This is a genomic window from Croceivirga thetidis (genome assembly GCF_012272815.1).
In the GTDB taxonomy this organism is placed as follows: domain Bacteria; phylum Bacteroidota; class Bacteroidia; order Flavobacteriales; family Flavobacteriaceae; genus Croceivirga; species Croceivirga thetidis.
In genome coordinates this window covers 676,816-690,007 of the sequence record NZ_JAAWWL010000001.1, presented here as the reverse complement: position 1 = coordinate 690,007, position 13,192 = coordinate 676,816, and the positions used below count along the sequence as shown (strand labels likewise).

The window sequence follows — 13,192 nt, the reverse complement described above, 5'->3', positions numbered from 1 at the left end:
ATGGCAGAAAAAAAGAAAATATCGAGACGTAAGTTTTTGGTCAGAGGAGGCCTAGGTACCGCTGGGGTTTTGGCTGTTGGGGCCTATATATTCAGAAATCCGATACGAAGAAGTATTCTTGAAATGGCCAACACCATGGAATTACCTTACAGTGGAGATACTAAAAATCCAATGGTATGGTTCGAGGTATTAACAGACAACACTATAGTATTACACTCTCCAAAGGTTGAAATGGGCCAAGGTTCGTTTACAAGTTTTGCTCAAATGGCTGCCGATGAATTGGAAATTCCAATGCGGATGCTAAAGGTGATTCATGCCGCCACTTCAACAGGTAATTTAGATGGTGTAAGTACAGGTGGCAGTACTTCAGTTTCGGGGCTTTGGCAACCACTTCGTGTGTTAGCGGCTACCATGCGAGAAATGATTCGAACAGTTGCTGCAAATAAATTGGGAGTTGACATTGGAGATGTAGAAATTAATGAAGGAAGTGCTTCTGCCAATGGAACCTCTTTGACCTATGCTGAGGTGGCAGAAGGGGTCACTGAATGGCCTGAAATTGACGAACCTACTTTGAAGAATGTCAAGGACTATAAATTCGTGGGTAAGCCCATACCGAGAATTGACCTTGACGATAAGGTCTATGGCTCGCCTATTTTTGGTATGGATGCTGATATGGAAGGAATGCTCTATGGAGCCGTTGTCCGTCCAGATAAAATTGGGGCCAAGTTCATTGGTGCAGATACTACCAAGGCAGAAGCTATGCCTGGTGTCGTTAAAGTTATCGAAGAAGATGATTTTGTTGGGGTAGTTGCCGAATCTTATCAGCAAGCTGAAAATGCCAAGAATGCCATTGTGGTTGAATGGGAGGCCCCCATGGATTTGCAGCAGGAAGATTTAGAGAAATTGATGACCGTTGGTAATGGCAAGCACACGATTATTCAAAAAGAAGGTACTGCACTTGAAGATGATGCTGAAATACTAGAGTTTAGAAGTCCAATTGGAGCACATGCACAAATAGAACCCAACGGGGTATTGGCGTCAGTTGAAGGTGAAAAAGCCATCATAAAAATATCGACCCAAGTTGTTGGAATAACTAGGAGCGAGGTGGCCGAGAGATTAGGTTTCGAGGAAGAAAATGTCAATGTTATCCCAACATATCTAGGTGGTGGTTTTGGGCGACGGTTACACACCCCCCATGCCGTTCAGGCTGCGGTCATGTCAAAGGCCGTGGGTAAACCGGTAAAATACTTTTTTAGTAGAAAAGAAGAATTTCAACATGATATGTTTCGGCCTCCGACCCATCATGTAATGAAGGGAATGTTAAATGACGAAGGATTGCTTGAAGGCTTGGAGCATCATTTTGTGAGTGGAGATGTCGGGAACAATTCAGTTTTGGTTCCTAGCTTCGCGCCAACTGTTTTAGGAGCAGATGTTGGGGCGATTCGCGGAGGTTTCCTTCAATATACAAGCGTGCCGAACCACCGTTCCGTTTACTGGCATGTGCAATTGCCTTTTGCCACCAGTTGGTGGCGGAGTTTGGGACTTCTGGCCAATACCTTCGCAATTGAAAGCTTTATGGATCATATGGCCGTTAAATCAGGTAAAAATGCTGCTGATTTTAGACTGGCCCAAATTGCAGACGATGCTATTGGTAAGCGATTAAAAACAACAATTGAAGCTGTTGTCGAAAGATCGGGATATACTGAAAACGTATCAAATGGAAGGGCCATGGGATTAGCTGCCTCAATTGATGCAGGGACACCCTGTGCACAAGTTGTGGAAGTATCTATTGAAGACAAAGAAATTAAGGTGCACAAAGTCACCGTTGCTTTGGACCCAGGTCTTGCTGTAAATCCAGATCAAGTCAAGGCGCAATGTGAAGGTTGTGTGTGTATGGGAATCAGTGCAGCAATGCATGAACAAATGTTTGTAGCGAATGGAGAGCTACGGCCCGTTATTTACGGACCTTATGAAATGGCCTTAATGAAACACTCACCAAAAGAAATAGATGTCGTACTCCTGCAGGGTAAAGATACCCCAGGTCCTGTGGGCGAACCACCCTTGGGACCGATTGGTGCAGCAGTTGCCAATGCGGTATTTCGATTGACTGGGCAAAGACTGACCAAATTGCCTTTAAAATTAGCTTAATGGTCATGTAACTAAAGTTACCGACGTCAATCTTGTTATGCTGTAACTTTGCTGGGTGATTCAAGAGTTAAAAACAAGTTTTGGCCAAATTTTCGAGAACGAACTCTTAAATGATATTGCCCAAGTAGGAACCTTTAAAGAGGTCCCGATGGGCTTTAAGTTGATTGAGATAGGTGACTTCATTCGATTTATGCCATTACTACTTGATGGTGTAATCAAGATTCTTCGAGAAGATTCTGAAGGTGATGAATTATTGCTTTACTATTTGGAACAAGGCGATACTTGCAGTATGACCATGGCATGTTGTTTACAAGATTCACAAAGTGAAATTCGGGCTATAGCCGAAACAGATGCCAAACTGATTATGGTTCCGGTTCGTAAAATGGAAGAATGGACCTCAAAGTACCGTAGTTGGCGAAATTTTGTTTTTGAAAGTTACCATACGCGCTTGAATGAGTTGCTTCATACCGTAGATAGCATTGCCTTTATGAACATGGATCAACGTTTGGTCGAATATTTAAAAGAAAAGTCGCGACTAAACCAATCAAATACCATCAAAAACACCCATCAAGAAATTGCTTATGATTTACACAGTTCACGGGTGGTGGTTTCACGTTTATTGAAAAAACTGGAGTTGATGGGAAAGATAGTGTTGCACCGAAATTCAATCGAAATAAAAAACCTTTAACCTAGAAACGGCCAATTCAAGACATAGCAAAAAAGCTGTTTACCTTTGTACCCGTGTTGAAACGTTATTTCCCCATAATAGATTGGTTGCCAAAGTATAAGAAATCCTATTTGTCAGGAGATATTTCGGCAGGAATAACAGTCGGTGTTATGTTGATACCGCAAGGCATGGCCTATGCCCTTATTGCAGGTCTTCCACCTGTTTACGGATTGTATGCAGCGCTGGTACCTAATCTACTTTATGCTTTCACAGGTTCAAGTCGAAAGTTGGCCGTGGGTCCTGTTGCTTTGGATTCTTTGATTGTAGCTTCAAGTTTGGCAGCCATGAAATTGGCCAATATTGAAGACTATATATCCATGGCACTGTTCTTAGCCCTACTTGTAGGTGTAATGCAAATGGTCATGGGTTTCTTTAGAATGGGCTTTTTGGCCAATTTTCTTTCAAGACCGGTGGTAAGTGGATTTACCTCTGCGGCTGCATTGGTTATTGCCATAAGTCAACTGAAGTATCTTTTTGGACTTGAATTTCAATCACAGGGCACCTTGAATACATTCATAGCAGTTATTGAAAATATCGGCAAAACCAATATTTACGACATATCGATTGGTATAGCTGCGATACTGGTCATAGTAGGATTAAAAAAAGTACATCAAAAGCTTCCTGCTGCAATGGTTGTGGTGATTTTGTCTATCATCGGAATATATTTTTTTATGGTCAATGAGACCGACGTCCATATTTTAGGAAAAGTTCCCCAGGGTTTACCAGATTTTGTGCTCCCTAAATTTTCTACATCACAACTTGTTGTGGCATTTCCTACTGCCCTGGCCCTAGCTTTTATAGCTTTTGCAGAAGCGATGACGATTGCCAAAGCGGTAGAGGAAAAGTCCAATGAGCAGTTTACGCGACCGAATCAAGAGCTTAGGGCACTGGGTTTTTCAAATATTATAGGATCTTTATTTCAGTCTTTTCCTGCCAATGCCGGATTGTCAAGAACTGCGGTTAATGTTGACGAAGGTGCTAAAACCGGCTTGGCTTCCATTATCAGTGCAATTGTCGTTGGTTTGACACTATTGTTCTTGACGCCATTCTTTTACTTCTTGCCAAAATCGGTTTTGGGAGCGATTATTTTGGTCGCGGTTTATGGCTTGATTGATTTGAAATATCCAAGACAATTAATGAAACAACAGAAAGATGAATTTGTGTTGTTGCTAGCCACCTTTTTAACAACCTTGTTGATTGGGATTTCCCAGGGGATAATTTTTGGGGTGCTCTTCTCATTAGTGTTCTTAGTTTACCGAATCTCCAAACCACATTTTGCCGTTTTAGGTAAAATAAAAGGCATGGAATACTTTAAAAATGTAGCTCGCTTTGGCGAAGATGTTGAAGTACATGATGAAATTTTAATGATACGATTTGATGCCCAATTGTTCTTTGCCAATGTTCAGTTTTTCAAACGGGCATTAATGAAGGAAGTACGGAAGAAAGGACCCCGTTTGCGTTACGTAATACTAAATGCCGAGCCTGTAAATTATTTGGATGATACGGCCGCAAAACAGTTGCATTCTGTTATTTTACAACTAAAGGATAGGGGAGTTACGTTTAAGTTGGCCGGAGCAATTGGTCCAATTCGAGATATTCTTATAAAAAGTGGTTTACTAACCGTAATCGGACAAGAAAACATTTATGTAAGAACGGCGGAAGCTTATGCCGATAGTTTGAAAAAAGTTGAGAAAACTGCAATCCAAAAAAAGGTATCCTTACAACACCGTTAATGTAACTTTTGTCACTTTTTTTCTGACAAACAATAGATACCTTTGAACCTGAATTTGACGAATATGAAGATAGAACAGATTTATACCGGTTGTTTGGCTCAGGGAGCTTATTATATTGAGAGTGAAGGTGAAGTTGCTATAATTGACCCATTGCGCGAGGTCAATCCATATTTGGAGCGGGCCGAGAAAGCTGGGGCTAAAATCAAATATATTTTTGAAACCCACTTTCATGCCGATTTTGTCAGTGGGCATGTAACACTTTCTAAAGAATCTGGTGCGCCCATAATTTTTGGACCTAATGCCAATCCTTCTTTTGATTGCATCGTTGCAGAAGATGGTCAAGAATTTCCCTTGGGTAACATAAAGATCGTGGTACTACATACGCCTGGCCATACCATGGAAAGTACTACCTATTTACTTCGTGATGAGAACGGTAAAGACCATGCCATTTTTAGTGGGGACACCTTGTTTTTGGGTGATGTGGGAAGACCTGATTTAGCGCAAAAAGCTGCTGATATGACTCAAGAACAATTAGCAGGTACATTGTATGATAGTCTGCGAAACAAAATCATGCCTTTGGCAGATGATGTCATTGTATATCCTGCCCATGGGGCTGGTTCTGCTTGTGGAAAAAACATGATGAAAGAGACCGTCGACACCTTGGGAAATCAAAAGAAAATGAACTATGCGCTGAGAGCGGATATGACCAAAGAGGAATTTGTCAAGGAAGTAACGGATGGCTTGTTACCACCCCCACAATATTTTCCGCTTAATGTTAAAATGAACAAAGAAGGCTATGATGATATTGATGAAGTTCTGGCGCGTGGTACAAGATCACTTTCTCCAGAAGCATTCGAGGCGGCAGCAAATGAAACGGGTGCCGTTGTTTTAGATGTTAGAAACCAACAAGAATTTGCTAAAGGACATATTCCGCGTTCGATTTTTATAGGAATAAATGGAGGTTTTGCACCGTGGGTGGGAGCTTTGATAGGCGATGTAAAACAGGCAATATTGTTGGTGGCGCCAGAAGGCCGTGAAGAAGAGGTGGTGACACGATTGTCGCGAGTAGGTTTTGACAATACTTTAGGATATTTAGAAGGTAGTTTTAAAGCTTGGAAAGGAGCTTCTAAGGAATATGACACCGTTAGTTCTGTACCTGCGGCTGAATTAAAAAAGGCAATTGAAAGCACGAAAACCCAGGTTTTTGATGTAAGAAAGCCTAGTGAATTTGAAGCAGAACATATTGAAGATGCCAACTTGGCGCCTCTCGACTTTCTAAATGACCATTTAGCAGAATTTCCATCCGAAGGTGATTTCTATGTGCATTGTGCCGGAGGTTATCGAAGTATGATTGCAGCTTCAATTCTCAAGAGTCGTGGCATTCATAATCTAATTGATGTTCAAGGAGGCATGAAGGCAATAAAGGAGGCTGGTATACCTACCACTGATTATATTTGTCCTAGCACAATTAAATAATCGGCCATGAAATCAAAGTATCATTTGTTAACCTTCCTTTTGAGTTTAAGTCTATTTTTTGGCTGTCAATCCCAACAAGAAGCCAAAATCACCAAAATTGACAAAACGTATTTAAAAGAAAATGTTATTGGTAAACAAGTGCAATTGGTTGATGTTAGAACCGCAGAGGAATATGAAGTGGGTCGAATTGGTGATGCGGTAAATTTCAATGTGGTCCAGGGTGATGAATTCTTAGAGCAGATAAAAACACTTGATAAATCAAAACCTGTATATCTCTATTGTAAAGCAGGTGGTCGTAGTAATCGGGCGGCAGAATTGCTAAAAGCAGAAGGCTTTACACAAATTTTTGATTATTCCGGTGGCTACAATGATTGGGTGCAGGAATAATGTCCGATATACTTAATGCAGCTTATTGGGATAACCGATATCAAGAAAATCAATTGGGATGGGATATCGGATATATTTCAACACCATTAAAGAATTACGCTGATCAACTTCCAGATAAGTCGATTCGAATTTTGATTCCTGGTGGAGGTAATTCCTATGAGGCTGAATACCTCTACAAAACGGGCTTTAAAAATACTTTTGTTGTTGATTTGGCGCAGACTGCAAAGGATAATTTTTTAGAGCGTTTTCCAGATTTTCCAGAAAACCAGTTTATAGTCAAAGATTTTTTTGATTTAGAAGGAACGTACGATTTGATTTTGGAACAGACGTTTTTTTGTGCATTGCATCCATCATTTCGTCTAACCTATGCTAAGAAAATGCATAAACTTCTGGTAGCTGGCGGGAGATTGGTTGGCTTACTATTTGATTTTCCATTGAATGGAGGACCGCCATTTGGTGGTACGAAAGAGGAATACTTAGGCTATTTCGAACCCTATTTTAAAGTTGGGGTTTTTGAGCAATGCTACAATTCAATACCTCCTCGAAAAGGAAAGGAACTCTTTATGAACTTAGTTCGTTAATTTAAAAGGAATTTAAATAATGTAGGAAAAATACTACATTATTGAATATTTTTGTATCTTCCAATTCCTAACCATTTTATTGAAAGTAGACTAATGGTTTATGGAAATACCACTTAATATTTTCGTTTTACTTTGGAACAATGCACTTTTAGTCATTGGATTGTTAAGTTTTCTCATTGGCATTCTTGTTTTTGTATATGAGATTCAAAGGCAATACGAATAGACCTATCAAAACTTATTTTCGCTTGATAAAACCGTAGACCAATTGCTGTAAAAAGTTTTTTGGCATTCTTTCATCTCCAGGATAACCCAAAACAATCGTACCACTATCTTCAGGTACATAGTTGGTTTTAAAAATATAATCCCAAAGGCTTAGACTTATCCCGAAATTGACACCAAAACTCCCTTTGGGCAACTCATAGGAATGATGGTATAAGTGCATTACCGGATTGTTAAAGATGTACTTTAAGGGTCCATAGGTAAGTTTAATATTAGCGTGATTTAAGTGACCAATCGTTATGGCCGCAAAGTGAACAATATAAGCTTGTTCTGGTTCAAAACCACCTAAAAGCATCACACCCAACGTTTTTAGGGGTTTGTATAGGATATTCTCCATCCAGTGATAACGTAGGTGGGCCGCAAATCCCATTTCTTTTACGCTATGATGAACCTGATGAAATTGCCATAAGAACCCGAATTTATGCAAACAAACATGGGTAAGCCATTGCACAAAATCCAATAAAATGAAGAAAACCACCAATTCCAACCAAATTGGCCAGTTTGATGTGTTAATTAAGGCCAAACTTTCAGCGCCAATACCAAATTGACCAAAAATCAGCTCCAGTATTTTATAGACCCCACTGATGATAATTGTGAAAATGAAAAAGTTGAAAAACATATAGAAGGCATCCAACCAGAAATCCTTTCTGAATATAGATTGGTTCTTGCGCCAAGGGAAGAGAATCTCTAAAAGCCAAACTGCAAATGAGATGGCAATCAAACCCCAGAAGTAGTTTTTATACCACGGTACCTCAAAAAGAATTGATTTCCATGTATAGCGCACAGTTCCATTAAAAGCTGCAATAAATGCATCAAAATAGTTCTCCATCATTCTACTATTTCATACCACTCCAGATTGGTCAGGTTTTCTCTTCTTCCCTTTCGCTCCGGAGCATAATTTTTTGCTAAGTAAGCTACAATCAATTCTTCATTTGTACCCAAATCCCATAGGTTTTGAGTTTCCTGCATCCATAAAATTGTACTTTTCCAACCTTCAGCAGACATTCTATTTTGGGTTACCAATTTTGATGAGTGACATTGCGTACAATTCTGAATAACTTGGGTGACTCCCTCATCATTGATAAAACCAGAATTTGCGATTGTCTCTTCGTCCAACGCAGCTGCAGAAATAATTTCCAAAGCAGAATCTTCAACTTCATCCTCAAAAACTTGAGGATTATTTTTCAAATAAAAAAGTCCGAAAATCAGCACTACAAAGAGCAATCCGAATACCAGCAATAGCTTTCCCAAAGACTGAATTTGTTTGCGAAAATTGTACTCCACTTTAAACCACTTTTATCGCTATTCTATGACAAGCATTATTTAAATAGCCTTTAGGATTCCAACCAGGCAAAACCATAGGTTGACTCCTACCTTGATTGTCTGTTGCTTTTGCCCAAATTTCGTAATAACCCGGTTGTCTAATGTCAATTGATGCATTAAAATGTTGCCATGCCAATCGATTTACAGGTTTTTGAAGATTACATGTTTTCCATGTGCTTCCGAAATCAATGGAATATTCCATTTTTGAAACTTCCAGTTCTCCGGCCCATGCATGCCCCCTTATCTTTAATGTTCTTTCATTGTTTAGTATTCCTCCTGTTTTAGGATAGGTAATCAAAGACTTAACAGGCATGGACTCAATGATACACATGTCTTCATCAGAAACCTTTTCACCAGGAGCGACTGCTTCACAAGGCACACGGTAAGACGAGCCGGTCATTTTTGCACCATCGTGAACTTTGTTTCTAACACTGATTCGATTTATCCATTTACCAGAAGCCGAGGCCGGCCATCCACCACAAACAAGCCGCAGTGGATAACCATGGGCTAAAGGGATGTCTTGACCATTCATTTGAAATGCCAATAGCGTTTCATTTTGAAGCGCTTTATTTATCGGAACGCCACGTGAAATAGGTTCTTTGGTAACATCTCCACTCAAATGCGTATCCGCCGCATGGTAGCCAATATAAACGGCATCTGGCTTAATGCCTACGTCGGCAAGCACATCGCTAAGGCGCACTCCGGTCCATTCTGCTGAGCTAACGGCACCGATGGTCCATTGATTGCCTTTTGCCGGCGGGTTGAACTCACTTCGCCCATTTCCCCCACATTCTAAGGTAAGTTGATACGTATACTGTTGAAATTTCGATTTTAGTTCTTGTAGGCTGTATTTTTTAATTTGTTTGACCGATTCACCATCAAAGGTCAGTGTCCATTCCTTGGAATTAATATTCGTAGGAATCTTTCCATTATTACGAATGAACATGAACTTGTTTGGGGTAATCTCATCGTCCAATAGATGTGCCTGGGCTTCCATGTTCCAAGGATTGTCGTTCAATACGACCATTTCCTTGTTTTTGTTGAAGAGTTTAAAAGGATCTTGGTCTTGAAGTCCAAGGGGTAGGTAACCTTTTGGTAATTTTTCGCCAAACACAATAGGCATCCCTAAAACACCCACCATGGATGCCAATGTAAGTCTACTCGTAAATTGTCGTCTATTCATATAATTGATGATAGTAGGCTCAAAATACTAAAATAGAATTTGCAATTGTGTAACAAAAGTTACATCTTTCTCATTAATAGACAATTACATTTGTTATGGACCTTAAGAAGTGGCAGAAGTTAGTATTGGTTTGTTTGCTTTGCGTTTCTTTCATAACTCCTATTGTCTTAATTATAGAGTATATCAAAACATTATAGCGATGAAAAAGAATATGGGAAATACCGACCGCATTATACGAATACTAGCGGCGATAATTATTGCTGTTTTATACTTCTTGGGTATAATTCAAGGCATTCTGGCTTATGTGTTAATTTCAGTTGGAGTAATTTTCCTTTTGACCAGTTTTGTTAGCTTTTGCCCTTTGTATACCCTTGTTGGCCTGAATACCTGCAAAGTCAAGAACTGATAAAAATCATACCGTTTGGAATCTGATTCCAATAGCTTGCATTAGATTTTAAACTTATACAGCTGTTCACATTTTTAATGTTGGATTCAATTGGTCAATTAGTGGCAATTGTCGGTCTAGCGATTTTAATAATCGCGATGTTGGTTATAGCTGAATTTGCTTTACCGCAAAGAAGCAGATAGCCAAAATTCACTGGTGTTATTTATCAAGTTGACTAGGCTTTCACGATATTTTTTGCCCAATATCGTTTACTAATTATGTTTTGTAACCTAGGTTACTTCTTGTTGCGAATAATTGTCCAATCTTCGTAAAAATTTAAACAATGGATGTGATTTTACAGCCGTGGCCTTGGTATGTTTCAGGGCCGTTGATTGCCCTTACCATGGCCTTATTGATATTGACTGGGCGGCGATTTGGAATGTCTTCAAATCTGAGAACCCTCTGCTCTGCTGCTGGTGCAGGAAGAATCGCTGAATTTTTTCGATTTGACTGGCGCGCACAACGTTGGAATTTAATTGTGGCCCTTGGTGTTTTGTTGGGTGGTTTTATTGCACAGAATTTTTTGTCTCCAAATGATGCCGTGGCTATTTCTGAGCAAACAATCGCAAAACTAAAGGTTTTGGGATTCAATGATGGTGGAATCAACTACATGCCCGAAAAGCTCTTCGGCTTAACTGTATTTTCTGATGTAAAAACCATGGTAATATTGATTGTTGGTGGTTTCTTGGTCGGTTTCGGTGCGAGATATGCGGGTGGTTGTACCTCCGGACATGCAATTTCTGGATTGAGTAACCTGCAGCTACCATCTTTGATAGCTGTAATTGGTTTTTTTGCTGGAGGTCTTTTGATGGTACACTTACTTTTCCCTTTAATCTTTTAAGTATGCGAAGTTTTATTTATTTGTTTATCGGAACGTTCTTTGGAATTGTTCTTTTCAAATCAGAGGCAGCATCTTGGTTCCGTATTTACGAGATGTTCCAATTCGATTCATTTCACATGTATGGTATTATTGGTTCAGCTTTATTTTTGGGAATCGTTTTTACACAATGGGCAAAGCGACCAGGTACAAAGTCGTTTTACGGAGATGAGTTAAATATAGCCGATAAAGAAAGATCAATAATTCGATACTCGATTGGTGGTGTGCTCTTTGGTTTAGGATGGGCACTTGCAGGTGCATGTCCGGGACCAATGTACGTTTTGGCGGGTGCTGGATTCTGGCCAATCCTTATTGTACTTGGCAGCGCAGTTGCTGGAACCTTTGTTTATGGCCTTCTTAAGCCTAAATTACCCCACTAAACCAACAAAAAAAGCAAGTACACAACAATTATTGTGGTCGGCTAAGATTTTGAGCTAGTATTGTTCTTGAAATCAAAGTTCCCTAAACCAAATTTTTGTGGTTGATTCTATTTGTATTATCGACGATGATATGGTCTCTCAATTTGCAACGCGTTACTGCTTAAAGCAATATGTAGAAGATGGTGAAGTCATCACTTGTAATAGTGCCGAAGAGGGACTTGAATTGTGCAGTGCTTTACTCAAAGAATCAAAAAATTTACCCGAGATTATTTTTTTAGATTTAAGTATGGACGGCATGGATGGATGGGATTTTATAAAAAATCTTGAAGTTCTTTGTCAAGGTAATATACAACCATCAATATTTATTCTTTCTGCCTTCAGTAACTCAAAAGACCGAGAAATAGCTAAACAGCATTCGATGATAGCAGGATATTTCGATAAGCCTTTGACAAAGCTAAACCTTGAAAAGGTTTTTGGTCCAAAACGCTCTTCCGAATTGGCGTTATAATTTCCGTATTACCCAAAAGCTTTATTTTTACGCATCTTTTTAGGCCCCGTAGTTCAATGGATAGAATAGAAGTTTCCTAAACTTTAGATGCAAGTTCGATTCTTGCCGGGGCTACTTTTCTTAGCTACCTTTAATGTATGCAAACGAAATTTCAAAAAGTGTTTATAGAAGGTGCGATTTCCCCAGAATTTATCGCTGATTGCTTAACCAATTTGCAGTCAAATACTGGTATTGGGGCGCACGATATTTTCCTTGGACAGGTAAGAGCCGATACAATTGATGGAAAAACGGTTTCAGCCATTGAGTATACGTCGTATGAAAATATGGCATTGCAAAAATTTGATGCAATTAGACAATCCGCACTTGAGAAATTTGAATTAAGTTCCATTTCTATTTTTCATAGTACGGGAAAAGTTGCTGTTGGAGAGATTTGCTTGTTCGTTTTAGTTTCTTCTGCACACCGAAGAGAAGTTTTTGAAGGATTACATCACATCGTGGAGGAAATCAAAAAGGAGGTTCCCGTTTTTGGAAAGGAACTCTTTGAAGATGATTCCTATAAATGGAAAGTGAATACATAAAAATGGTAGACATTACCCAAAAGCAAAACACACATAGAACAGCAATCGCACAAGCAGTGGTTAGGGTTGGTTCTATGCTCACAATTGATGCAATTAAGAAAAAGACAGTTCCGAAAGGTGATGTATTTGCAATGAGCAAAGCCGCTGGTTTTTTAGGTTTAAAGAAAACCCCGGAATTACTACCTGATTGTCATCCGCTGCCAATTGAATATGCCGGAATAGCATACGAAATTGACGATTTGAATATAATTATTAGGGTGACCGTTAAAACCTTTTATAAAACTGGCGTAGAAGTTGAAGCCATGCACGGTGCGAGTGTAGTAGCGCTAAACATGTATGATATGCTGAAACCCATCGATAAGGGTATTGAAATTAAAGACATCAAATTGCTTGAGAAAACGGGGGGTAAGTCTGATATTAGAAATCAGAGCTTAACTTGATATCGTATGTACCCCGAATAAAATCTAATTTTCAAATACGCTAAGAATCTTCACTAATTTTTGATCTCGATTTTAACATTCTAGCAGTATTATTCTTACAGCGCTGTTAATCTTCTATCAATCATCC

General features: G+C 39.4%; 15 protein-coding genes and 1 tRNA gene. 13 read left to right on the top strand and 3 right to left on the bottom strand.

Going from position 1 to position 13,192, the window contains the following annotated elements; translation table 11 throughout:
* The 6 genes from HCU67_RS03040 to HCU67_RS03015 all read left to right on the top strand — a co-directional run bounded on the left by HCU67_RS03040 (position 1) and on the right by HCU67_RS03015 (position 7,052).
* A complete protein-coding gene (locus HCU67_RS03040) occupies positions 1-2,148 on the top strand; it encodes a xanthine dehydrogenase family protein molybdopterin-binding subunit (protein WP_168551127.1) in 2,148 nt (715 codons plus the stop codon).
* 55 nt (positions 2,149-2,203) lie between these two features.
* Positions 2,204-2,836 (top strand): helix-turn-helix domain-containing protein, encoded by a 633-nt coding sequence (locus HCU67_RS03035; protein ID WP_168551126.1) that lies wholly within the window; start codon positions 2,204-2,206, stop codon positions 2,834-2,836.
* Between the two features lie 53 nt (positions 2,837-2,889).
* Entirely contained in the window at positions 2,890-4,608 is a 1,719-nt protein-coding gene (locus HCU67_RS03030) for a sulfate permease (protein ID WP_168551125.1), read from the top strand.
* Positions 4,609-4,671: 63 nt separating this feature from the next.
* A complete protein-coding gene (locus HCU67_RS03025; RefSeq protein ID WP_168551124.1) occupies positions 4,672-6,084 on the top strand; it encodes an MBL fold metallo-hydrolase in 1,413 nt (470 codons plus the stop codon).
* 6 nt (positions 6,085-6,090) lie between these two features.
* Positions 6,091-6,471 carry a rhodanese-like domain-containing protein gene (locus HCU67_RS03020; RefSeq protein ID WP_168551123.1) on the top strand — a complete coding sequence of 127 codons (381 nt, stop codon included), beginning with the start codon at positions 6,091-6,093 and terminating at the stop codon, positions 6,469-6,471.
* The gene (locus tag HCU67_RS03015) at positions 6,471-7,052 is read left to right on the top strand and encodes a class I SAM-dependent methyltransferase (RefSeq protein WP_168551122.1); all 582 of its coding nucleotides are present in this window, start codon (positions 6,471-6,473) and stop codon (positions 7,050-7,052) included. The genes HCU67_RS03020 and HCU67_RS03015 overlap by 1 nt, the downstream gene beginning before the upstream one ends.
* A gap of 235 nt (positions 7,053-7,287) precedes the next feature.
* Here HCU67_RS03015 and HCU67_RS03010 read toward each other — a convergent pair whose 3' ends face one another.
* From HCU67_RS03010 to HCU67_RS03000, 3 genes are read right to left on the bottom strand one after another with little or no spacing between them, the layout of a single operon-like run.
* On the bottom strand, positions 7,288-8,160 hold the full coding sequence (locus HCU67_RS03010) for a sterol desaturase family protein (RefSeq protein ID WP_168551121.1): 873 nt from the start codon (positions 8,158-8,160) through the stop codon (positions 7,288-7,290).
* The gene (locus tag HCU67_RS03005) at positions 8,160-8,582 is read right to left on the bottom strand and encodes a monoheme cytochrome C (RefSeq protein ID WP_210423609.1); all 423 of its coding nucleotides are present in this window, start codon (positions 8,580-8,582) and stop codon (positions 8,160-8,162) included. Before HCU67_RS03005 ends, HCU67_RS03010 begins: the two co-directional genes overlap by 1 nt.
* Positions 8,583-8,616: 34 nt before the next feature.
* Entirely contained in the window at positions 8,617-9,837 is a 1,221-nt protein-coding gene (locus tag HCU67_RS03000) for a sulfite oxidase (protein WP_168551119.1), read from the bottom strand.
* A 199-nt stretch (positions 9,838-10,036) separates the two neighbouring features.
* On the opposite strand from HCU67_RS03000, the gene HCU67_RS02995 reads away from it, so the two are divergent.
* The 7 genes from HCU67_RS02995 to moaC all read left to right on the top strand — a co-directional run bounded on the left by HCU67_RS02995 (position 10,037) and on the right by moaC (position 13,065).
* Positions 10,037-10,243, top strand: coding sequence for a YgaP family membrane protein (locus HCU67_RS02995; protein WP_168551118.1), 207 nt, complete (start codon positions 10,037-10,039; stop codon positions 10,241-10,243).
* 322 nt (positions 10,244-10,565) lie between these two features.
* A complete protein-coding gene (locus tag HCU67_RS02990) occupies positions 10,566-11,123 on the top strand; it encodes a YeeE/YedE family protein (RefSeq protein WP_168551117.1) in 558 nt (185 codons plus the stop codon).
* Between the two features lie 2 nt (positions 11,124-11,125).
* Positions 11,126-11,539: a DUF6691 family protein gene (locus HCU67_RS02985; protein ID WP_168551116.1), complete on the top strand. Its 414-nt coding sequence runs from the start codon at positions 11,126-11,128 to the stop codon at positions 11,537-11,539.
* Positions 11,540-11,636: 97 nt separating this feature from the next.
* Positions 11,637-12,047 (top strand): response regulator, encoded by a 411-nt coding sequence (locus HCU67_RS02980; protein ID WP_168551115.1) that lies wholly within the window; start codon positions 11,637-11,639, stop codon positions 12,045-12,047.
* Between the two features lie 42 nt (positions 12,048-12,089).
* A tRNA-Arg gene (locus HCU67_RS02975) sits at positions 12,090-12,161 on the top strand.
* A 23-nt stretch (positions 12,162-12,184) separates the two neighbouring features.
* Positions 12,185-12,625 carry a molybdenum cofactor biosynthesis protein MoaE gene (locus HCU67_RS02970; RefSeq protein WP_168551114.1) on the top strand — a complete coding sequence of 147 codons (441 nt, stop codon included), beginning with the start codon at positions 12,185-12,187 and terminating at the stop codon, positions 12,623-12,625.
* Positions 12,607-13,065, top strand: coding sequence for a cyclic pyranopterin monophosphate synthase MoaC (gene moaC / locus HCU67_RS02965; RefSeq protein WP_246865692.1), 459 nt, complete (start codon positions 12,607-12,609; stop codon positions 13,063-13,065). Before HCU67_RS02970 ends, moaC begins: the two co-directional genes overlap by 19 nt.
* The last annotated feature ends 127 nt before the right edge of the window (positions 13,066-13,192 follow it).